Annotated in this window: 20 protein-coding genes; 9 read left to right on the top strand and 11 right to left on the bottom strand. The window is 75.3% G+C overall.

All coding sequences use genetic code 11. The features are described from left to right. Positions 1 to 217: 217 nt before the first annotated feature. On the bottom strand, positions 218 to 901 hold the full coding sequence (locus ABTW95_RS14390; protein ID WP_500226474.1) for a TIGR03085 family metal-binding protein: 684 nt from the start codon (positions 899 to 901) through the stop codon (positions 218 to 220). A gap of 196 nt (positions 902 to 1,097) precedes the next feature. On the opposite strand from ABTW95_RS14390, the gene ABTW95_RS14385 reads away from it, so the two are divergent. The 4 genes from ABTW95_RS14385 (at position 1,098) to ABTW95_RS14370 (ending at position 6,582) form a co-directional block, all read left to right on the top strand. Further along, complete coding sequence (locus ABTW95_RS14385; protein ID WP_500226531.1) at positions 1,098 to 2,942, top strand: ABC transporter ATP-binding protein; 1,845 nt, start codon at positions 1,098 to 1,100, stop codon at positions 2,940 to 2,942. Continuing rightward, complete coding sequence (locus tag ABTW95_RS14380; RefSeq protein ID WP_396447851.1) at positions 2,939 to 4,750, top strand: ABC transporter ATP-binding protein; 1,812 nt, start codon at positions 2,939 to 2,941, stop codon at positions 4,748 to 4,750. Before ABTW95_RS14385 ends, ABTW95_RS14380 begins: the two co-directional genes overlap by 4 nt. Positions 4,751 to 4,812: 62 nt before the next feature. Further along, positions 4,813 to 6,069 (top strand): hypothetical protein, encoded by a 1,257-nt coding sequence (locus tag ABTW95_RS14375; protein ID WP_500226473.1) that lies wholly within the window; start codon positions 4,813 to 4,815, stop codon positions 6,067 to 6,069. Between the two features lie 78 nt (positions 6,070 to 6,147). Then, positions 6,148 to 6,582 carry a hypothetical protein gene (locus ABTW95_RS14370; protein ID WP_396447849.1) on the top strand — a complete coding sequence of 145 codons (435 nt, stop codon included), beginning with the start codon at positions 6,148 to 6,150 and terminating at the stop codon, positions 6,580 to 6,582. 6 nt (positions 6,583 to 6,588) lie between these two features. Here the strand turns inward: ABTW95_RS14370 and ABTW95_RS14365 are convergent, their stop codons facing one another. After that, a complete protein-coding gene (locus ABTW95_RS14365; RefSeq protein ID WP_500226472.1) occupies positions 6,589 to 7,230 on the bottom strand; it encodes a phosphorylase family protein in 642 nt (213 codons plus the stop codon). 125 nt (positions 7,231 to 7,355) lie between these two features. On the opposite strand from ABTW95_RS14365, the gene ABTW95_RS14360 reads away from it, so the two are divergent. Then, positions 7,356 to 7,694, top strand: a complete 339-nt coding sequence (locus ABTW95_RS14360; protein WP_500226471.1) for a hypothetical protein — start codon at positions 7,356 to 7,358, stop codon at positions 7,692 to 7,694. A 19-nt stretch (positions 7,695 to 7,713) separates the two neighbouring features. Next, entirely contained in the window at positions 7,714 to 8,889 is a 1,176-nt protein-coding gene (locus ABTW95_RS14355; RefSeq protein WP_500226470.1) for a winged helix DNA-binding domain-containing protein, read from the top strand. Between the two features lie 52 nt (positions 8,890 to 8,941). Here the strand turns inward: ABTW95_RS14355 and ABTW95_RS14350 are convergent, their stop codons facing one another. Next, on the bottom strand, positions 8,942 to 9,556 hold the full coding sequence (locus tag ABTW95_RS14350) for a hypothetical protein (protein ID WP_500226469.1): 615 nt from the start codon (positions 9,554 to 9,556) through the stop codon (positions 8,942 to 8,944). 146 nt (positions 9,557 to 9,702) lie between these two features. Here ABTW95_RS14350 and ABTW95_RS14345 point away from each other — a divergent pair, with 146 nt between their 5' ends. The 3 genes from ABTW95_RS14345 (at position 9,703) to ABTW95_RS14335 (ending at position 13,579) form a co-directional block, all read left to right on the top strand. Continuing rightward, positions 9,703 to 10,848 (top strand): acyl-CoA dehydrogenase family protein, encoded by a 1,146-nt coding sequence (locus ABTW95_RS14345; RefSeq protein ID WP_396447842.1) that lies wholly within the window; start codon positions 9,703 to 9,705, stop codon positions 10,846 to 10,848. After that, the gene (locus ABTW95_RS14340; RefSeq protein WP_500226468.1) at positions 10,848 to 11,792 is read left to right on the top strand and encodes an acyl-CoA dehydrogenase family protein; all 945 of its coding nucleotides are present in this window, start codon (positions 10,848 to 10,850) and stop codon (positions 11,790 to 11,792) included. The genes ABTW95_RS14345 and ABTW95_RS14340 overlap by 1 nt, the downstream gene beginning before the upstream one ends. Positions 11,793 to 11,854: 62 nt before the next feature. Continuing rightward, positions 11,855 to 13,579 (top strand): CocE/NonD family hydrolase, encoded by a 1,725-nt coding sequence (locus tag ABTW95_RS14335; protein WP_500226467.1) that lies wholly within the window; start codon positions 11,855 to 11,857, stop codon positions 13,577 to 13,579. Between the two features lie 39 nt (positions 13,580 to 13,618). Here the strand turns inward: ABTW95_RS14335 and ABTW95_RS14330 are convergent, their stop codons facing one another. From ABTW95_RS14330 to hisD, 8 genes are all read right to left on the bottom strand, one after another. After that, complete coding sequence (locus ABTW95_RS14330; protein ID WP_500226466.1) at positions 13,619 to 14,464, bottom strand: ATP-grasp domain-containing protein; 846 nt, start codon at positions 14,462 to 14,464, stop codon at positions 13,619 to 13,621. A gap of 34 nt (positions 14,465 to 14,498) precedes the next feature. Then, entirely contained in the window at positions 14,499 to 15,260 is a 762-nt protein-coding gene (gene hisF / locus ABTW95_RS14325; protein ID WP_500226465.1) for an imidazole glycerol phosphate synthase subunit HisF, read from the bottom strand. Positions 15,261 to 15,330: 70 nt separating this feature from the next. Continuing rightward, positions 15,331 to 16,050, bottom strand: coding sequence for a bifunctional 1-(5-phosphoribosyl)-5-((5-phosphoribosylamino)methylideneamino)imidazole-4-carboxamide isomerase/phosphoribosylanthranilate isomerase PriA (gene priA / locus ABTW95_RS14320; protein WP_500226464.1), 720 nt, complete (start codon positions 16,048 to 16,050; stop codon positions 15,331 to 15,333). 35 nt (positions 16,051 to 16,085) lie between these two features. Beyond that, positions 16,086 to 16,721: an imidazole glycerol phosphate synthase subunit HisH gene (hisH, locus tag ABTW95_RS14315; protein WP_500226463.1), complete on the bottom strand. Its 636-nt coding sequence runs from the start codon at positions 16,719 to 16,721 to the stop codon at positions 16,086 to 16,088. Next, on the bottom strand, positions 16,718 to 16,888 hold the full coding sequence (locus ABTW95_RS14310; RefSeq protein ID WP_396447835.1) for a CG2302 family histidine operon protein: 171 nt from the start codon (positions 16,886 to 16,888) through the stop codon (positions 16,718 to 16,720). Before ABTW95_RS14310 ends, hisH begins: the two co-directional genes overlap by 4 nt. 2 nt (positions 16,889 to 16,890) lie before the next feature. Next, complete coding sequence (gene hisB, locus ABTW95_RS14305) at positions 16,891 to 17,484, bottom strand: imidazoleglycerol-phosphate dehydratase HisB (RefSeq protein WP_500226462.1); 594 nt, start codon at positions 17,482 to 17,484, stop codon at positions 16,891 to 16,893. Beyond that, on the bottom strand, positions 17,481 to 18,569 hold the full coding sequence (locus tag ABTW95_RS14300) for a histidinol-phosphate transaminase (protein ID WP_396447833.1): 1,089 nt from the start codon (positions 18,567 to 18,569) through the stop codon (positions 17,481 to 17,483). The genes hisB and ABTW95_RS14300 overlap by 4 nt, the downstream gene beginning before the upstream one ends. Continuing rightward, a complete protein-coding gene (gene hisD / locus ABTW95_RS14295; RefSeq protein WP_500226461.1) occupies positions 18,566 to 19,873 on the bottom strand; it encodes a histidinol dehydrogenase in 1,308 nt (435 codons plus the stop codon). Before hisD ends, ABTW95_RS14300 begins: the two co-directional genes overlap by 4 nt. Between the last annotated feature and the right edge of the window lie 68 nt (positions 19,874 to 19,941).

The raw sequence follows: 19,941 nt of genomic DNA, 5'->3' as shown, positions 1-19,941 counted from the left end.
ACACCTCGCGGGCCCGTGCGGTCGCTGCGGAACGCTCTCGCCCCCGGTACGGTCCCGGAAAAGCCAAAACGCCCGCTGCCATCAGTCCGCGGGCGTCTGCACGATCGAGAACCACGACTGCAACCGACCGACCCACAGTATCACCGGTTCCGCGTAAAGCGGAGGAGCCGCAAGGCACGCGATTCTCCTCTCGGCGAACCGTGCCGTTACCTGGCCGTTAAAGACTCCAACCGGTCTCGGTCAGGCTCTTGACAGCGTCCGTGGCCCCGGTGAGCCGGACGTCCGCGACGTCCCGGCGGCCCAGCGCCCACAGGACCAGTTCGCCGACCGGGCCGTGCACGCGGACGGCGCCGCGGGCGCCGCCGCGCGCGTCCCGGCCGCGGCCGGCCACCCGCAGGCTCCGGCCGTCCGGTTGCACCAGCGTTACCTCGACATGAACTTTTCTTAGGACAAAGCGGGCAATTTTTATCCGCCGCCAGAGCACTTCCTCGAGTTCCGGCGAGATCTCCCGCCGCTCCCAGTCGGGACGCGCGCGCAGCACGTCCTCATGGTGCACAAAGAACTCGACACCGTTCGCGATTTTGTCGACCTTCGGAAGCGCGTACAGGGAGAACTTCGCGGGTCCGTCCCGAAACCGTTCCACCAGCCGCTCGAACGGGACGCCGCGCGCGGTGCGGCGGCGGACGCGCTCGGTGTAGAAGGACAGCGGGGGCAGCAGTATTCCGGGGGCGGTGTCGGGGCGGTTCTCCCGCACCACCAGATGCGCGGCCAGGTCGCGGGCGTCCCAGCCGGCGCACTTCGTGGCCGCGTCCGGCCCCGCCTCCGCCAGCGCGTCGGCGAGCAGCAGCCGCTCGCGGCGGACCGGGCCCGGATCGGCGGGGCCGTCCTCGGGGGTGCTCATCGTCCGATCGTAGGGCGCAGTGGGACGGGCCGGGAATAAGGGACGGAGCGGGATGGTAGGCAATGTTCGGGCCCGCAGACCCCCGCACCGCGGCCGCGGTGGCATGTCCCGGGCCTCGTGCCGACCGAGCCGTGACCGAGGAGTCGCCGTGCCACCTGCGTCCAGACGCGTCAGCCCCCACGTCCTCAGGGAGGGGATGGGCGTGCTGTGGGTCGCGGTCAAGGCGGAGCCGCGCGTGTTCACGGTGTCGGTGCTGGCGAGCGCGCTGTACGCGGCGATGACCGTGGCGACGGCGAAGGTCCTCGGCTGGGCGGCGGAGCGGGTCGTGCTGCCGGCGTTCGCGTCGGGGCGCACGACGGCCGGGGCGCTGGCCGGGGCCGCCGCCCTGATCATGGCGGTGGCGGTGCTGAAGGCCCTCGGCGTCGCGGGCCGCCGGTTCTACGCGGGCCTCATGCAGTACCGGATGCAGGCGACCTACCGCCGCGCGGTGACCCGGCAGTACCTGCGGCTGCCGCTGGCGTGGCACCACCGGCACCCGACCGGGCAGCTGCTGTCCAACGCCAACGCGGACGTGGAGGCGGTGTGGGCGCCGATCGCGCCGCTGCCGATGGCGGTCGGCGTGGTGTTCATGCTGATCATCTCGGCCGTGTCGATCCTGGTGACGGACGTGGTGGTGGCCGCGGTCGGCTTCCTGGTCTTCCCCGCCGTCGCGCTGATCAACGTGGCGTACCAGCGGCGGCTGTCGCCGGTCGCGACCCGCGCGCAGCAGCTGCGCGCGGAGGTCAGCGAGGTGGCGCACGAGAGCTTCGAGGGCGGCCTGGTGGTCAAGACCCTCGGCCGGGAGGCGGCCGAGACGCGCCGGTTCCGGGAGCGGGCGGAGGCGCTGCGGGACGCCAACGTCGCGGTGGGCCGGATCCGCGGGCTGTTCGACCCGGTGCTGGAGGCGCTGCCGAACCTCGGCGTGCTCGCCGTCCTGCTGATCGGGTCGCTGCGGCTGGAGGCGGGGGCGATGTCGCCGGGCGACCTGGTGAACGTCGCGTACCTGTTCACGCTGCTGTCGTGGCCGATCAGGGCGCTCGGCTGGGTGCTCGGCGAGGTGCCGCGCAGCGTCGTCGGGTGGCGGCGGGTCCGCGGGGTGCTGGACGCGAGCGGCTCCCTGCCGTACGGGGACGGCGCGCTGGACGGCTCCGGCGGGGCGGCCGGCCTGGAGGTCCGCGAGATCCGGTTCGCCTACGAGACGGACGGGACCGGAGACGGCGCGGACGGTCACGGCGCGGACGGTCACGGCGCGGACGGCGGCGGAGGGCACCGCGTCCTGCACGACGTGTCGTTCGCGGCGTCCCCCGGCCGGACGATCGCGGTGGTGGGCCCGACCGGTTCCGGCAAGTCGACGCTGACCTCGCTGCTGGTCCGGCTGGTCGACCCGGCGGACGGGTCGGTCCTGCTGGACGGCGTCGACCTGCGGGACGTCCGGCGCGGCGGCGTCGCGGCGACGGCGGCGCTCGTCCCGCAGCAGACGTTCCTGTTCGACGACACCGTGCGCGGCAACGTCACGCTCGGCCTCGACGTGCCGGACGAGCGCGTCTGGGAGGCGCTGCGCCTGGCCCAGGCGGAGGGGTTCGTCGCGGCCCTCGCCGACGGCCTCGACACGAGGGTGGGCGAGCGCGGCGCGACGCTGTCCGGCGGGCAGCGGCAGCGGCTCGCGCTGGCCCGCGCGCTGGTGCGGCGGCCGCGGCTGCTCGTCCTGGACGACGCGACGTCCAGCGTCGACCCGCAGGTGGAGGCGCGCATCCTGCAGGGCCTGCGGGAGGCGCGGTCGGACGCGGCGGGCGGCGCGACCGTCGTGGTCGTCGCCTACCGCAAGGCCACGATCGCGCTGGCCGACGAGGTCGTGTACATGGAGCACGGCCGCGTCGCCGCGCGCGGCTCGCACGCCGAGCTGCTGGAGAGCTCGGAGGGCTACCGCAACCTCGTCACCGCCTACGAGCGGGCCGAGGCGGAGCAGGAGGCGGTCGAAGGCGGCGAGGAGGCCCTGGCATGACGATCCTGAACACCGCGGGACCGGACGCTCCGGGCCTGGACGGCTCATCGGCCGCGGAAGGCGCGATCAGCACCCTCAGGCGGGGGCTGCGGCTGAGCCCCGAGTTCCGCGCGGGCCTCGCCGGGACGATCGCGCTGGCGCTGGTGTCCACGGCGGGACGCGTGGTGGTGCCCATCGCCGTCCAGCAGACGATCGACAAGGGCGTCGGCCGCCCGGGCGGCCCCGACATCGCCTTCATCCGGACGGCGGTGCTGCTGTGCGCGGTGGCCGTGCTGGTGACGGCGGTGTGCGCGTACCTGATGAACGTGCGGCTCTACAAGACGTCCGAGGGCGGCCTCGCGGGGCTGCGGGTGAAGGCGTTCCGGCACGTCCACGACCTGTCGATGCTCACCCAGAGCGGGGAGCGGCGGGGCGCCCTGGTGTCGCGGGTGACGAGCGACGTCGACCAGATCAGCCAGTTCATGCAGTCCGGCGGGCTGATGTTCATCGTGTCGATCGGCCAGCTGTTCGTGGCGAGCGTGCTGATGGTCGTCTACTCGTGGCAGCTGGCCCTCCTCGTCTGGGTGGCGTTCCTGCCGCTGGCGTTCGCGCTGCGCCGCTTCCAGCGGATCCTGTCGGCGGCCTACTTCCGGGTGCGCGAGCGCATGGGCGACCTGCTGGCCGCGGTCGGCGAGTCGGTCGTGGGCGCCCCGGTGATCCGCGCGTACGCCTCCGAGGAGCGCACCGGCCGCCGGGTGGACGAGACCGTGGAGGCGTACCGGTCGGCGCAGACCCGCGCGCAGGCGATGGTCGCGCTGACGTTCCCCGTCAGCGAGCTGGTCGCGGCCCTGGCGACGGCCGCGGTCGTCATCGCCGGCACGCTGCTCGGCATCGCCGGGCAGGTGTCGGCCGGCGAGCTGGTCGCCTTCCTCTTCCTGGTCACCCTGTTCGTCAGCCCGATGCAGACGGCCACCGAGGTGCTGAACGAGGCGCAGAACGCGATCGCGGGCTGGCGCCGCGTGCTCGGCGTACTGGACACCGTCCCGGACGTGGCCGACCCGGGCGACGCGGGCGTGACGCTGCCGCGCGGGCCGATCGAGGTGCGGTTCGAGTCGGTGGGCTTCGCCTACCCGGGCGGGCCGCCCGTCCTGCACGACGTGAACGTGGACATCGCGCCCCGCAGCCGCGTCGCCGTCGTCGGGCAGACGGGCTCGGGCAAGACGACGTTCGCCAAGCTGCTGACCCGCCTCATGGACCCGGTCTCCGGCCGCATCCTCGTCGACGGCGTGCCCCTCACCGGCATCCGGTTCTCGTCCCTGCGGGAGCGGATCGTGATGGTGCCGCAGGACGGCTTCCTGTTCGACGCGTCCCTCGGCGACAACATCCGCTACGGGAGGCCGGACGCCTCCGACGAGGACCTCGTCCTCGCGCTCACCGAGCTGGGCCTCGCCGACTGGCTGGACGGCCTGCCGCAGGGCCTGGACACCCCGGTCGGGCAGCGCGGGGAGTCCCTGTCGGCCGGCGAGCGGCAGCTCGTCGCGCTGGCCCGCGCCTACATCGCCGACCCGGACCTCCTCGTCCTGGACGAGGCGACCTCGGCCGTCGACCCGGCGACCGAGGTCCGCATCCAGCGCGCGCTGGACGGCGTCACCCGGGGCCGCACCGCGATCGCCATCGCGCACCGGCTCTCCACCGCCGAGGCGGCCGACGAGGTGATCGTCTTCGAGGCGGGCCGCGTCGTGCAGCGCGGCCCGCACGCGGTCCTCGCCGCCGAGCCCGGCGTCTACGCCGACCTGCACGCGTCCTGGACGGCCCAGCGGGAGATATGAGGGCGGGACTGCCTGGGGTAAAACACTTGCCCGTTATCTGCTCAGGTGCGCATTCTGGCGGGGTGAGCAACGAGGTCGTCTTGGAATCGGCGGGCACGCTGCACGGTCAGCTGCAGCGGGGGCTCGGGAGGGGCGCGCGGCGCGCGGCGGACCGGCGGGGGGCGGGCGAGTACGTGTACGCCTGCGTGCGGCGGGATCCGCGGTGGGACCGGCAGTGCGAGTCGCGGCGGCTGTACTACGCCCGGTTGATGGTCGACCTGGAGTTGCCGGTCGGGCCGGTGGCCCGGCATCTCTTCGACCCGTCCGACCACACCGACCCCGACGACTGGCGGGTGGACCTCGCGTTGGGCGTGCTCGCCGACCTGGTGCGGCTGAGCCGGCGGGAGGCGGCGGCGCCGCTGCGGCGGTACGCCGAGGAGGGGGCGCACTGGTTCGACGCGGTCGCGGAACTCGTCGACCTCGCGGATCCGGGGCTGGCGGCGGGCTTGGACGAGCTGGTGGCGGCGCGGTGCGACGACGCCGACCTGGCACTGCTGATACCGGGCCGCGGCAACCCGGTGATCGAGGTCTGGGCGGCGCGGCAGCCGCGGGTGGCGGCGGCGCTGGCGCGGCAGCGGGAGGCGGGGCGGGCGGCGCGGCGCGCGATGGCCGCGGCCCCGGCGCGGGGCGCGCAGAGCGAGGACGAGCTGCTGGAGCTGGCGCGGCGGCGCGGGGAGGGCGCCATCGCGGCGATCTTCGAGCTGGGCCGGCGGCGGACGCCGGCGCTGCTCGACCTGGCCGAGGAGCTGCTGCCGCAGCGGCCGAGCCGGGTGGGCGGGGCGGTGTGCCGGGCGCTGCGCGACTACGGCCCGGAGACGCTGCCGCGGGCGCGGGCCTGGGCGGCAGCGCGCGGCGGCTGCGCCGACATGGGGCTGCACATCCTCGCCCGCTACGGGACCCGCCAGGACATCCCGCTCCTCATGGAGGAGCTGCACGGCGCCGTCGCCCGCCGGGAATGGGGCGGCGCCGCCGGCCCGATCGAGGGCCTCGGGCGGCTGCGCGCCGGCGAGGCCGTCCCGCTGCTGAAGACCGCTTGGACCGAGTCGACCTACGCCTATCTGAGACCCCGCATCCTGGCCGCACTGACGAGAACCGCGCCGCACACCGCCGAGTCCTACACCGTCGAGGGCCTGTGGGACTGCGAGGAGGACGTGCGCGCCGAGGCCGCCCGGTCCGCGCCGCTCACCCGCGAGACCCGGCTGCGGCTGCGCCGGCTGCAGCAGGACGGCGCCGAGGAGCCCGGCGTCCGCGCCGCGGCCGGAGCCCGCCTGATGGCCTGAGCGGACCGGTGAACCCCGCCCGGGCGGGGCGCGTATTCATCCCTCGAATCGCGCATCTGACCCCGGAGAGGATTGGCGATGGGTTCCCGACACCCCCTCGACCTCATCAGGCCGCCGCTGCTGTGCGCGGCGGCGCTGGCGCTGCCGCTCGCGGCCGGCTGCTCGGCGGAGTCCGGCGACTCCGCCGAGAAGGTCGCCAAGCCGGCCAGCCTGCAGGAGCTGGCCCGGCAGACGGACTGCAAGGTGACCGGCACGCGCAAGGTCAAGGACATGGAGCAGGGGAACTGCAAGACCTCTCTCGGGCGCTTCGTGCTGCTGAGCTTCACCACCGACAAGGGCATGCAGTCGTGGCTGCACGAGGCCAAGCCGTGGGGCGGCTGGTACCTCGTCGGGGCCCGCTGGGTGGCGGTCAGCGAGAAGCCGACGCTGGAGTCGCTGCGCACCGAGCTCGGCGGCAAGATCGTCCAGGGCGACCACCACGGCACCGGGCACAGCGGCGGCGAGCACGGCTGACCCGGCTCAGCCGCTGCCGTCGCGGGCGCCCTCCCCGCCGCGGACGAGCAGGACGCTCCAGCGCTCCAGGGCGGGGCCGGTGCGGGCCAGGACCCGCCGCGCGGCCAGCCCGCGCCCGATCGTGCCGGGGCTCCACAGCGGGTGCCGGGGGCCGTCCACGACGACCCGGACGGCGGCCGCCGGCAGCCCGCCGCCCCGCGCGGCGACGAGGGCCGACTCCATGTCGGCGACGCGCGCGCCCCGCGCGGCCAGCGCGGCGCGCTCCGCGCCGCGGACGACGCGGTCGGTGGTGATCAGCGGGCCGACCTGGACGCTCAGGCCGTCCCGGATCAGCTCCCCGGCGAGCAGGTGCGGCGCAGCGCACGGCACCGCCGTCCCGCCGGGGCCGCGGATCTCGTCGGCGACGAGGACGTCGCCCGGCCGCAGCCGCTCGTCCAGCGCGCCGCCGAACCCGACGGTGACGAGGGCGGCGCACGCGTCCGGCAGCCGGGCCGCGCGCCGGGCGCGGTAGCCGACGACCACGACCGGCGTGCGGGTGAGCCCGCGGCGGACCGCGCGCGCCTCGATGCGCAGTGCGGCGCACACGACCGGGCCGGCCGCCGGCGCCTCGGCGGGGCCGCCGCCCGCAGGCGCGCTGTCCTTGCTCATCCGCACAGCGAAGCACGGCGTCACCGGGAAGATCCAGCCGCGTCACCGTGCGGTGCCGCATTCGCCCCCGGCGGATCGGCCCGCGGCGGGACGGCGGCGGCGCGCCACGCCCGTAGACTCCCCGCATGACCTCCTTTCCCCTCCGGCGGAAGCTGGCCGTACTCCCGTTCGCGCTGCTGCCGCTCGGCGCCCTGGCGGCGTGCGGCGGCGAGAACAGCAGGACCTCCTGCGACGTCGACTCGTGCACGATCACCTTCGACCGCGGCGTCGACGCGAGCGCGTCCATCCTCGGCGTGAAGGCCGAGCTGGTGAAGGTGCAGGGCGACCTGGTCACCCTCAAGATCGCGGGTCAGCAGGTGACCGTGCCGGTCGGCGACGGGGAGCAGGAGGCCGAGGGCTTCAACGTGTCGGTCCAGTCGGTCACCGAGGACAACGTGGTGGTGAAGATCTCCAACGCCGGCTGAGCCGGTCTAGTATTCGTTCATGCGTTCGATGACTCCGGCGGAGCGGCGGGCCCGGCTCGCGCTCCGGCACCGGCTCGCGCCGCGGGCCCGGACCGACGACGTCCTCGCCATCGCCCGGTCGATGGTGGTGCTGCACGCCACCGACCCGGCCACGGTGTTCCTGTCGGTGGCGGCCCGCAGCGCCGAGGCCGGCCCCGCCGCGGTCCAGCGGGCGCTCTACGACGACCGCACGCTGCTGCGGATGCTCGCCATGCGCCGGACGATGTTCGTCGCGCCCACCGAGCTGCTCCCGGTGCTGCAGGCGTCCACGGCGGACGGCCTGGCCGTGAAGCAGCGCGCAACCTACACCCGGATCATCGAGCGCGGCAGCGACGTCCCCGACGCCGCGAAGCTGTTCGCCGAGGCCGCGGAGGCCGCGCACGAGGCGCTGCTCGCCCGCGGGGAGGCCACCGGCGCGCAGCTCGGCGCCGACGTGCCGCTGCTGCGGACGCAGGTCGATCCCGCGCCCGGCAAGCCCTACTCCCGGCCGACGAGCATCACCACGTGGGTCCTGGTCACGCTCGGCTGCGAGGGCCGCATCGTGCGCGGCCGCCCCAACGGGACGTGGGCCAGCAGCCAGTACGTGTGGTCGCCGGTCGAGACGTGGCTGCCCGGCGGCGTCGAGGACGTCCCGGCCGACGCCGCGCGCGCCGAGCTCGTCCGCCGCTGGCTGCGCGCGTTCGGCCCGGCCCCGGTCGCGGACCTGAAGTGGTGGACGGGCTGGAGCGCCGGCGACGTCAAGAAGGCCCTCGCGCTCCTCGACGTCGCCGAGGTCGACCTCGGCGGCGGCACCGGCCTCGTCCTCTCCGACGACCTGGAGCCCGCCCCCGAGCCGGAGCCGTGGGCGGCGCTGCTGCCCGCGCTCGACCCGACGCCGATGGGCTGGCGGGAGCGCGGCTGGTTCCTCGGCGGCCACGGCCCGGCGCTGTTCGACCGCAACGGCAACATCGGCCCGTCCGTCTGGTGGGACGGCCGCGTCGTCGGGGGCTGGGCGCAGCGCAAGGACGGCGAGATCGCCGTCCGCGTCCTGGAGGACGTCGGCGCCGACGCCGAGGCCGCGATCGAGCGGGAGGCGGCGCGGACGGCGGCCTGGTACGGCGACGTGCGCGCCGTCCCCCGCTTCCGCACCCCGCTGGAACGCGAGCTCACGTCCTGAGCACCGCCCCGGGCGCGGGCGGGGAGGGCCGCGCCGGCGGGCCGCCGGGGCGTCAGCGGAGGTGGGCGCCCGCGCCGGCCGCACGGCGCTTGGCGGAGCCGCGGCGCAGGAAGGTCGCCGCGAAGCTGAGGGCGGCGAGCCCGCCGACGCCGAGGGCGGCCAGCACGGCGAAGCCGAGGTAGGCGTGCACGGTGTCGTCCGGCGTCACGAGGATCGGGCCGTCGGCGCCCCGGCAGGTCAGCCGCGCCGTCCCGGACACCGGCGCGTGGAACGTGGCCGTGTACCGGTAGCCGGCGTGCTCGCCCGCGCTCCAGGAGTTCTTCCGCGTCAGCCGGACCGGCCCGGACCGCTCCCCCACCTGGACCGTGCAGGAGTAGGGCGAGGACCCGCCCGTGCGGACGTAGAGGAAGTACCCGTGCCCCTCGGAGAGCCGGACCGTGACCCCGGCGACCGGATCCCCGGCGGCCGGGGGCCCGTCCGCGACCTTGGAGTCGTCCCACAGGAACCCGAGCACGGTGAAGAAGCCCACCACCGCGGCGAAGAGCAGGACGACGGGCAGCGCGTACCAGCCCGCGCTCGGGCCGACACGGCGTTCCGGGACCCACGAGGGCGCGGCCGGTCCCGTGGGCGGCGGCGGTCCCATCGGCGGGTTCGACCCGGGCCACATGTCGTGTTTCTCCCCCTGGCGTCGGCTGTGGGATCGCAACGATTCCAGACAACCGCATCTCCGTCGAGGACGGCGCCTGGTAAGGACCTGCTGACAGGCGCGCCGGGGCGCGCCGGTAACGTCGCCGTGAGACCGAGGAGGCGCCCGTGGCCAGACCGCCCGACCTGGAGCCCGCGACGCTCCCCCCGCAGGCCGCCGAGCTGCGGGCGCGGGTCCGCGAGTTCCTCGCCGGGACGCCGTTCACGCCCCGCTGCGACAGCTGGCTCACCGGCGCGGACCCCGCGTTCAGCAGGCGGCTCGGCGAGCGCGGCTGGCTCGGGATGACGCTGCCCGAGCGGTACGGCGGGCACGGCCGCTCCCCGCTGGAGCGGTTCGTGGTGATCGAGGAGCTGCTCGCCGCCGGGGCGCCGGTCGGCGCGCACTGGATCGCCGACCGGCAGACCGGGCCGAGCATCCTCGCGCACGGCACCGAGGAGCAGAAGGCGCGGTTCCTGCCCGCGATCGCGCGCGGCGAGTGCTTCTTCGCGATCGGGATGAGCGAGCCGGACTCCGGCTCGGACCTCGCGTCCGTGCGCACCCGCGCCGAGCGTGCGGACGGCGGGTGGCGGCTGCACGGCACCAAGGTGTGGACGAGCGGCGCCCACATCGCGCACGCGATCCTCGTGCTGGCGCGGAGCTCCCCCGTGCCGGACGGCGGGCCGGGCGGCCGGCACGCGGGGCTGAGCCAGTTCATCGTCCCGCTGCCGGACGAGCGGGTGGCGATCCGGCCGATCCCGGGGCTGTCCGGCGAGCACCACTTCAACGAGGTCGTGCTCGACGGCGTGTTCGTCCCGGACTCGATGGTGCTCGGCCGCGTCGGGGACGGCTGGCGGCAGGTCACCGCCGAACTCGCCTACGAGCGCAGCGGCCCGGAGCGGCTGCTCAGCACGTTCCTGCTCGTCCGGCTGCTGCACGGCCGCGCGGACGGCCCGGCGGCGCGGCGCGCGCTCGGCCGGCTGACCGCGCGGCTGTGGGCGCTGCGGCAGGCGTCCCTGGCGGTCGCGGGGGCGCTGGAGGCCGGGCGGACCCCGGAGATCCCCGCGGCCCTCGTCAAGGACCTGGGGACCCGGTTCGAACGCGAGGTCATCGAGACGGCGCGGGAGCACGCCGGCGTGGAACCCGACCTCGCCTCCCCCGACCCGCTGGCCCGCGCGCTCGCGGAGTCGGTCGTCCAGGCGCCCGGGTTCACGCTGCGGGGCGGCGCCAACGAGATCCTGCGCGGCATCGTCGCGCGCGGCCTGGGAGTGCGCTGATGGAGCTGCTGGAGGAGACCGCGGCCGAGATCCTGTCCCGGGACGACCCGTGGCCCGCGCTGCTGGAGTCCGGGCTGGCGCTGGCCGGGGTTCCGGAGGAGGCGGGCGGCAGCGGCGGGACCCTCGCCGACGCCGCCGCGGTGCTCCGCGCGGCCGGGCGCGGCGGCGCCGCCGTCCCGCTCGCCGAGACGGGCTGGCTCGCCGGGCGGCTGCTCGCCGAGGCCGGGCTGCCCGTGCCGCCCGGCGCCCTGACCGCCGCGTCCGGCGACGTCGAGACCGACGGCCGGACGCTGACCGGGACGCTGCGGCGGGTGCCGTGGGCCCGCTCCGCGCACCGGATCGCCGTCCTGGCGGACGGGCTGGTCGCGGTGGTCGACCCGGCGCACGCCCGGATCACCGAGGGGGCGAACGTGGCGGGCGAGCCCCGCGACGACGTCGTGCTGTCCGGCGTCCGGGCGGAGGCCGCGGCGCCGTGCGGCGCGGACGCGGCGGAGCTGCGGCGGCGCGGGGCGCTGGCCAGGGCCGTGCAGCTCGCGGGGGCGATGGGGCGGGCGCTGGACCTGTCCGTCCGGTACGCGGGCGAGCGGGAGCAGTTCGGGCGGCCGCTCGCGCGGTTCCAGGCCGTCCAGCAGATGCTGGCGGAGCTCGCCGGGGAGGCCACCGTCGCGGACGTCGCGGTGCGCGCCGCCGTCCGGACCCCGGACGACCCCGTCGCGGTGGCCGCCGCCAAGGCGAACGCCTCGCGCGCGGCGGGCGCGGTCGCGGCGATCGCGCACCAGGTCCACGGGGCGCTCGGCGTCACCGGGGAGCACGTCCTCCGCACGGTCACGCTGCGGCTCTGGTCGTGGCGGGACGAGTACGGGAACGAGACCGCGTGGGCGGACGATCTCGGCGCCGCGGCCGCCGCCGCGCCCGACCCGTGGGCGTTCCTCACCGGCCGCTGACGGTTGCGGTCCCCGGGCGCGGTTACCTTACTAGGTAGTAGCCAACCGCGGACGGAGGCAGAATGGCGCTCTGGGACCGACTGCCCGCCTCACCGATCCGGCTGCCGCACCCCCGGGGCCTGGCCCGCTACACCGTCGAGCGCGACCTCCCGGTGCCCATGCCGGACGGCGTGACCCTGCTCGCCGACAGGTACGTGCCCACCGGGGTCGAGCGGCCGCCCACGATCCTGGTGCGGACGCCGTACGGGCGGCGCGGGCCCGCCGCGCTCGCCAACGGCCTGCTGTTCGTCCCGTTCGGGTTCCAGCTGGTCGTGCAGAGCGCGCGCGGGACGTCCGGCTCCGGCGGCGAGTTCGACCCGCTCGGCAGCGAACGCGACGACGGGCTGGCGACCGTCGAATGGATGAGGCGGCAGCCCTGGTTCCACGGCGCGTTCGCGATGTTCGGCCCCAGCTACCTCGGCTACTCGGCGTGGGCGGTCGCGGCCGAGGCGGGCCCCGAGCTGAAGGCGATGTCGCTGCAGATCACGGCGTCCTCGTTCCGCGACGCCGCGTACGTCGGCGGGTCGTTCGCCCTGGAGTCCGCGCTGACCTGGACCGACCTGACGCACCGGCAGCAGCGCCCGCTCGGCATGATCACCGGGCCGCTCACCTCGCGGCGCCGCGCGCTGCGCGCCGCCCGCTCCGGCCGCCCGCTCACCGAGCTGGACGTGCTGGCCGGCGGTGCGCCGATGCGCTTCTACCGGGACCTCCTCGCCAACCACGCCCCCGGCGGCGCCGCCCCGAACGGCTACTGGGACCGCCGCGACTTCAGCGGCACCGTCGGCCGGGTCGCCGCGCCGGTGAACCTCCTCGGCGGCTGGTACGACGTGTTCCTGCCGTGGGAGATCAAGGACTACCTCGCGCTGCGCGCCGCCGGGCACGCGCCGTACCTGACGATCGGGCCCTGGTGGCACACCGACGCCCGGCACGGCCTGCCCGCCGTCCGCGAGTCGCTCGCCTGGTTCCGCGCCCACCTGCAGGGCGACCCGTCCGGGCTGCGCCGCGACCCCGTCCGGCTGTACGTGACGGGCGCCCGCGAGTGGCGGCACTACCGCGACTGGCCGCCGCCGGGCACCCGGCGGGTCCGCTGGCACCTGCACGCGGGCCCGCCCGGACGGGGCGGCCTCGGCGAGGACGGGCCGCAGGACCGCCCGGCGAGCACCTACACCTTCGACCCGGCCCGCCCGACGCCCGCGCTCGGCGGCCCCACCCTGCTCGGCAGCTCCCGCCCCGTCGACAACCGCCCGCTGGAGCGGCGCCCGGACGTCCTGGTGTTCACCTCTCCCGCGATCGGCGCCGACCTCGACGTGATCGGCCCGGTCGGCGCCGACCTGTTCGTCCGGTCCGACCGCGAGCACACCGACTTCATCGTGCGGATCTGCGACGTCGCCCCGGACGGGACGTCCCGCAACGTCTGCGAGGGCGGCCTGCGCCTGCCCGCGGCGGCCGCGCGGCCCGCCGGGACGGACGGCGTCCGCCGGATCGCCGTCGACCTGTGGCCGACCGGGCACCGCTTCGCGCGCGGCCACCGGATCCGCGTCCACGTCGCCAGCGGCGCCTACCCCAAGGTCGCCGCGAACCCCGGCACCGGCGAACCCCTCGCCACCGCCGCGACCCGCATGCTGAAGGCCCGCCAGGAGGTCTTCCACGACCCGGACCGCCCGTCCGCGATCATCCTGCCGGTCGCCGAGCGCTCGCCCGAGGCCGCCGTCCCGGCGCCGGAGGAGGACCCGGTCGACCCCGTCTGAGGGGGCGGGGTCTGGACAAGCGGGGTCTAGAGGCGGGGTCTAGAGGCGGGCCGCGATCGCCTTGGCGAACCGCGCGGCGCTGCCGGGGCCGTGGTGGAGGTAGAGGTTGGGCTCCGTCAGCTCCAGCTCAATGATGAGCGGGGACCCGTCCGGCCCGGGGATGAGGTCGACCCGGGCGTAGAGCAGGTCGTGGCCGCCCGGGACGGCGGCCAGGGCGCGGGCGGCGACGTCGAGTTCCGCGTCCGTGGCCGTGGCCGCGGTGACCTGCCCCCGCGTGGCGTCGTCGCGTACGGAGCCCTGGACGCCCGCGCCGGCGGTGAGGATCTGCGCCTTGCGTCCGGCGTGGCTGTACTCGCCGTCGCAGAAGACCAGGGCCGTCTCGCCGGCGGAGTCGACGGCGGACAGGTAGGGCTGCGCCATCGCCGTCCGCCCGGCGTCGCGCAGGGAGCGCAGGTGGGCGCGGGCCTGCTCCTCCTCACCGGGGCCCCAGCGGGCCGTGTCGCCGGAGCCGATGGAGACCGCCGGCTTGATGACGTACTCGGGCCACTCGGAGGGGATGTCGGCCGGGTCCCACAGCGTCGGGACGACGGGCAGGCCCGCGGCGGCGAGGTCGCGGAGGTAGCGCTTGTCGGTGTTCCAGCGGATGATCTCCGCCGGGTTCAGCACGCGCGGGAGGCTCTCCGCCCACGCCACGAACTCGTCGCGCCGGGACGTGTAGTCCCACGTGGAGCGGACGACGACCAGGTCGTAGCGGGACCAGTCGGCGCCGCCGTCCCAGACCACGGGCTCGGCCGCGACGCCGAGGGACGCCAGGGCGCCGATCAGGTCGCGCACGTCGTCGCTGCCTCCGGGCAGCCAGGAGCAGGTCGCGAACGCGATGGTCATTCCGGGGGGCTTCCTCTGGGTCTGTCGTTTCTCTTCAGCGGACGGGGTGGCCGGCCTTGCGCAGCGCAGCCTTGACCTCGGGGATCGTCAGCTCCCCGAAGTGGAAGACGCTGGCGGCGAGCACGGCGTCCGCGCCCGCGGCCACGGCGGGGGCGAAGTGCTCGACCGCCCCGGCGCCGCCGCTGGCGATCACCGGCACGGTCACCGCCTCCCGGACGCGGCGGAGCATCTCCAGGTCGAAGCCGGCCTTGGTGCCGTCGGCGTCCATGGAGTTCAGCAGGATCTCGCCGACGCCCAGCTCCTCGCCGCGGCGGGCCCACTCGATCGCGTCGATGCCGGTGCCCTTGCGGCCGCCGTGCGTGGTCACCTCGAACCCCGACGCGGTGCCCTCGGCGCGCCGGGCGTCCACCGACAGCACGATGCACTGGGAGCCGAAGCGGTGCGCGGCCTCCCGCAGGAACTCCGGCCGCGCGATCGCGGCCGTGTTGATCGACACCTTGTCGGCCCCGGCGCGCAGCAGCCGGTCGACGTCCTCGACCGTGCGGACGCCGCCGCCGACCGTCAGCGGGATGAACACCTGCTCGGCGGTGCGGCGCACCACGTCGTAGGTGGTGGACCGGTCGGCGCTGGACGCGGTGATGTCCAGGAACGTCAGCTCGTCGGCGCCCTCGGCGTCGTAGCGGCGGGCCAGCTCGACCGGGTCGCCGGCGTCCCGCAGGTTCTGGAAGTTGACGCCCTTGACCACGCGCCCGGCGTCCACGTCCAGGCACGGGATCACCCGCACGGCGACGGTCACCGCACGCCCTCCCCGCTCACTCCACGGTCCCGGCTCAATTCACGGCCCCGGCTCACTTCACGGCCCCGGCTCACTTCACGGTCTCAAGGGCCTCTTCGAGCGTGAACGCCCGCGCGTACAGGGCCTTGCCGACGATGGCGCCCTCGACGCCCTCGGGGACCAGGGCGGCGAGCGCCCGCAGGTCGTCCAGCGACGAGACGCCGCCGGACGCGACGACGGGCTTGCGGGTGCGGGAGCAGACCTCGCGGAGCAGCTCCGTGTTGGGGCCGCGCAGGGTGCCGTCCTTGGTGACGTCGGTGACCACGTAGCGGGGGCAGCCGTCGTCCTCCAGCCGGGCGAGGACCTCCCACAGGTCGCCGCCCTCCCGCGTCCAGCCGCGCGCGGCGAGCGTCGTGCCCCGCACGTCCAGCCCCACCGCGATCCTGTCGCCGTGCGAGGCGATGATCTTGCGGCACCACTCGGGGTTCTCCAGCGCCGCCGTGCCGATGTTGACCCGGGCGCACCCGGTGGACAGCGCCGCCTCCAGCGACGCGTCGTCGCGGATGCCGCCGGACAGCTCCACCTTCACGTCCAGCCGCCCGGTCACCTCGGCGAGCAGCTCCCGGTTGGAGCCGCGCCCGAACGCCGCGTCGAGGTCGACCAGATGGATCCACTCCGCCCCCGCCCTCTGCCAGGCGAGCGCCGCGTCGAGGGGGGCGCCGTAGGAGGTCTCGGTGCCGGCCTCGCCCTGGACGAGGCGGACCGCCCGGCCGTCGGCGACGTCGACGGCGGGAAGGAGCGTCAGAGTCATGCGGAAACCCTATCGAGGCTGATGGGACGGGACGGTCAGGCGAGCATGCCCAGCCAGTTGCGGAGCAGGTGCGCGCCGGCGTCGCCGGACTTCTCCGGGTGGAACTGGGTGGCGCACAGCGGGCCGTTCTCGACGGCGGCGACGAAGCGGTCGCCGTGCTCGGCCCAGGTGACCAGCGGCGGCGCGATGGTGCCGGTCGGGTCGGGCTCCAGGTCCCAGCTGCGGGCGGCGTAGGAGTGGACGAAGTAGAACCGCTCGTCCGCCAGGCCGGCGAAGAGCACCGAGCCCTCCGGGGCGCCGACGGTGTTCCAGCCCATGTGCGGGACCACCGGGGCGTTCAGCCGGTCGACCGTGCCCGGCCATTCGCCGCAGCCCTCGGTGGTGACGCCGTGCTCGATGCCCTTGGTGAACAGGATCTGCATGCCGACGCAGATGCCGAGGACGGGGCGCCCGCCCGCGAGGCGGCGGCCGATGATCTGGTCGCCGCGGACCTTCCGCAGGCCCGCCATGCAGGCGGCGAACGCGCCGACGCCGGGGACGACCAGGCCGTCGGCGTCCAGCGCGGCGTCCCAGTCGGCGGTGACGGCCACGTCGGCTCCGGCGCGGGCCACGGCGCGCTCGGCGGAGCGCAGGTTGCCGGAGCCGTAGTCCAGGATGACGATCTTCTTCACAGCCACATCACTCCCCCGGCGAAGGCCAGCCCGGCGAGGACGAGCAGGAGCAGCGCGCCGAACTTGATGCCCTGCTTGACGAAGCTGTAGACGCCGGCCAGCAGGAACACCGCGACCGCGAAGAGCGCGACGTTGCCGTAGGTGAAGTGCAGGTCGCCGATCTCCACGGCTACAGGGCTCCCTTGGTGGACGGGACGCCGTGCACCTTCGGGTCGAACGCCACCGCGTCGCGCAGCGCGCGCGCCAGGGCCTTGAACTGCGCCTCGACGATGTGGTGGGCGTTGCGCCCGTACGGCACGTGGACGTGCAGCGCCACCCGCGCGTTCGACACGAACGACTCGAAGATGTGCCGGGTCATCGTGGTGTCGTACTCGGGGCCGATCATCGGGGCCATGCCGTCCGGCTCGGTGTGCACCAGGTAGGGGCGGCCGGAGACGTCCACGGTGACCTGCGCGAGGGCCTCGTCGAGCGGGACGGACGCGTCGGCGAAGCGGCGGATGCCGGCCTTGTCGCCGAGCGCCTCCCGGAACGCCTGGCCGAGCGCGATGGAGGTGTCCTCGATCGTGTGGTGGCTGTCGATGTGCAGGTCGCCGGACGTCTTGACGGTCAGGTCGAACGACCCGTGCTTGCCGAGCTGGGCCAGCATGTGGTCGAAGAACCCCACCCCGGTCGCGACGTCGACCTGCCCGGTCCCGTCGAGGTCGATCTCCACGAGGACCTGGGTCTCCTTGGTCCCGCGCTCGATCCGTCCCTTGCGCGTCACGAACTCTCCTTCAGTGCGGTGCGGAACGCGGCCATCTCCTCGGGGGTGCCGACGCTGACCCGCAGCCACTCGGGCGGCCCCACCTCCCGGATCAGCACGCCGCGCTCGAGCAGGTTCTCCCAGACCTTGCGGCGGTCGGGGAACGTCCCGAACAGGACGAAGTTGGCGTCGGAGTCGGCCACCCGGAAGCCCTCGGCGCGCAGCCACCCGACGAGGGCGTCGCGTTCGCGGCGCAGGGCGCCGACGGTGCCGAGCAGTTCCTCGCCGTGGGCGAGGGCGGTGCGGGCGACGGCCTGGGTGACGGCCGACAGGTGGTAGGGCAGCCGGACGAGCAGCAGCGCCTCGATCACGGCGGGGTCGGCGGCGAGGTAGCCGAGCCGGGTGCCGGCCATCGCGAACGCCTTGGACATCGTGCGGGTGACGATCAGCCGCGGGTTGCCGTCCAGCAGCGTGAGCGCGGACGGCGTCTCGGCGCGGCGGAACTCCGAGTACGCCTCGTCGACGACGACCATGCCCGGCGCCGCCGCCAGCACCGCCTTGATCGCCTCCAGCGGGAGGGCGGTGCCGGTCGGGTTGTTCGGCGAGGTCAGGAACACGACGTCGGGGCGGTGCTCCTCGACGGCGGCGACGGCGCGCTCGGGTTCGAGGCCGAAGTCCTCGTCCCGGAACGCGTTGATCCAGCGGGTGCCGGACACCCCGGTGATGATCGGGTGCATCGAGTAGGACGGCTCGAAGCCGAGCGCGGTGCGGCCCGTCCCGCCGAACGCCTGCAGGATCTGCTGGATGATCTCGTTGGAGCCGTTCGCCGCCCACACCCGGGCGGCGGTGAGGCCCGCCCCGGGCGTGTCGGCGTTCAGGTACGCGGCGAGGTCCTCGCGGAGCGCGACGGCGTCGCGGTCGGGGTAGCGGTTGAGGGTCCCGGCGACGTCCAGGACGGCCTCGCCGACGGCCTTCACGAGCCGGTCGGACGGCGGGTAGGGGTTCTCGTTGGTGTTCAGCGCGTACGGGACGTCCAGCTGGGGCGCCCCGTAGGGCTCCCGGCCGCGCAGGTCGTCCCGGAGCGGCAGGTCGTTCAGCGAGGTCACGAAGGGATCTCCCAGTCGAAGCGGGCCTTCACGGCGGCGCCGTGGGCGGGCAGGTCCTCGGCCTCGGCGAGCGCGACCACGCGGGAGGCCGCCTCGGCGAGGGCGCCGCGGTCGTACTCGACGACGTGCACGCCGCGCAGGAACGACTGCACCGACAGCCCGCCCGAGTGGCAGGCGCACCCGCCGGTCGGCAGGACGTGGTTGGACCCGGCGAGGTAGTCGCCGAGCGACACCGGCGCGTGCCGCCCCACGAAGACCGCACCGGCGTTGCGGACGCGGGCGGCGACCGCCGCGGCGTCGGCGGTCTGGATCTCCAGGTGCTCGGCGGCGTAGGCGTCGACGACCTTCAGGCCGTCCTCGACGCCGTCCACGAGGACGATGCCGGACTGCCGCCCGGCGAGCGCCTCGGTGATCCGCTCGGTGTGCTTGGTGCGCGCGACCTGCGCCGCCAGCTCGGCCTCGACCTCGTCGGCGAGCCGCACCGAGTCGGTGACCAGGACCGCGGCGGCGAGCGTGTCGTGCTCGGCCTGGCTGATCAGGTCGGCGGCGACCTCCACCGGGCTCGCGGTGCCGTCGGCGAGGATCGCGATCTCCGTCGGGCCGGCCTCGGCGTCGATGCCGATCACGCCCTTGAGCAGCCGCTTCGCGGCGGCGACGTAGACGTTGCCGGGCCCGGTGACGAGGTCGGCGCGGGGGCACTCGTCGGTGCCGTAGGCGAACATCGCGATCGCCTGCGCGCCGCCCGCGGCGTAGACCTCGTCCACTCCGAGCAGCGCGCACGCGGCGAGGATCGACGGGTGCGGCAGCCCGCCGGACTCCCGCTGCGCGGGCGAGGTCACCGCGAGCGACCCGACGCCCGCCTCCTGCGCGGGGACGACGTTCATGACCACGCTGGACGGGTACACGGCGCGCCCGCCCGGCACGTAGAGGCCGACGCGCCCGACCGGGATCCACCGCTCGGTGACGGTGCCGCCGGGCACGACCCGCGTGGCGGCGTCGGTGCGGCGCTGCGCGCGGTGCACGGCGCGGGCGCGGCGGATGCTCTCCTCCAGCGCGTCCCGGACGGCCGCGTCGAGGCCGGCCAGCGCCTCGTGGACCGCCTCGACCGGGACCCGCGCGCTCTCCAGCTCGACCCCGTCGAACTTCTCGGTGTACTCCCGGACCGCCTCCGAGCCGCGATGGCGCACGTCCTCGCAGATGGGCCGCACCTTGTCCAGGGCGGCCTCGACGTCGAGCTCGGCGCGGGGCAGCACGGAGCGCAGGTCGCGGGGAAGCGAGCCGCGCAGGTCGATACGGGAAATCACCCGTCCAGTCTACGGAGTGCCACCGCTCCCCCGCGCACCGTCTCACGTCGCGAGACGCGCGCGTCCTC

The organism is Spirillospora sp. NPDC127506, from assembly GCF_040302145.1.
GTDB lineage: Bacteria > Actinomycetota > Actinomycetes > Streptosporangiales > Streptosporangiaceae > Spirillospora.
This window is presented reverse-complemented; position numbering and strand designations above follow the sequence as displayed.

Bases quoted from the DNA above. Each gene is read 5' to 3' on its own strand.
- ABTW95_RS14390 (WP_500226474.1), bottom strand. From the start codon at position 901: ATGAGCACCCCCGAGGACGGCCCCGCCGATCCGGGCCCGGTCCGCCGC.
- ABTW95_RS14385 (WP_500226531.1), top strand. From the start codon at position 1,098: ATGGGCGTGCTGTGGGTCGCGGTCAAGGCGGAGCCGCGCGTGTTCACG.
- ABTW95_RS14380 (WP_396447851.1), top strand. From the start codon at position 2,939: ATGACGATCCTGAACACCGCGGGACCGGACGCTCCGGGCCTGGACGGC.
- ABTW95_RS14370 (WP_396447849.1), top strand. From the start codon at position 6,148: ATGGGTTCCCGACACCCCCTCGACCTCATCAGGCCGCCGCTGCTGTGC.
- ABTW95_RS14365 (WP_500226472.1), bottom strand. From the start codon at position 7,230: ATGAGCAAGGACAGCGCGCCTGCGGGCGGCGGCCCCGCCGAGGCGCCG.
- ABTW95_RS14360 (WP_500226471.1), top strand. From the start codon at position 7,356: ATGACCTCCTTTCCCCTCCGGCGGAAGCTGGCCGTACTCCCGTTCGCG.
- ABTW95_RS14355 (WP_500226470.1), top strand. From the start codon at position 7,714: ATGCGTTCGATGACTCCGGCGGAGCGGCGGGCCCGGCTCGCGCTCCGG.
- ABTW95_RS14350 (WP_500226469.1), bottom strand. From the start codon at position 9,556: ATGTGGCCCGGGTCGAACCCGCCGATGGGACCGCCGCCGCCCACGGGA.
- ABTW95_RS14340 (WP_500226468.1), top strand. From the start codon at position 10,848: ATGGAGCTGCTGGAGGAGACCGCGGCCGAGATCCTGTCCCGGGACGAC.
- ABTW95_RS14335 (WP_500226467.1), top strand. From the start codon at position 11,855: ATGGCGCTCTGGGACCGACTGCCCGCCTCACCGATCCGGCTGCCGCAC.
- ABTW95_RS14330 (WP_500226466.1), bottom strand. From the start codon at position 14,464: ATGACCATCGCGTTCGCGACCTGCTCCTGGCTGCCCGGAGGCAGCGAC.
- priA (WP_500226464.1), bottom strand. From the start codon at position 16,050: ATGACTCTGACGCTCCTTCCCGCCGTCGACGTCGCCGACGGCCGGGCG.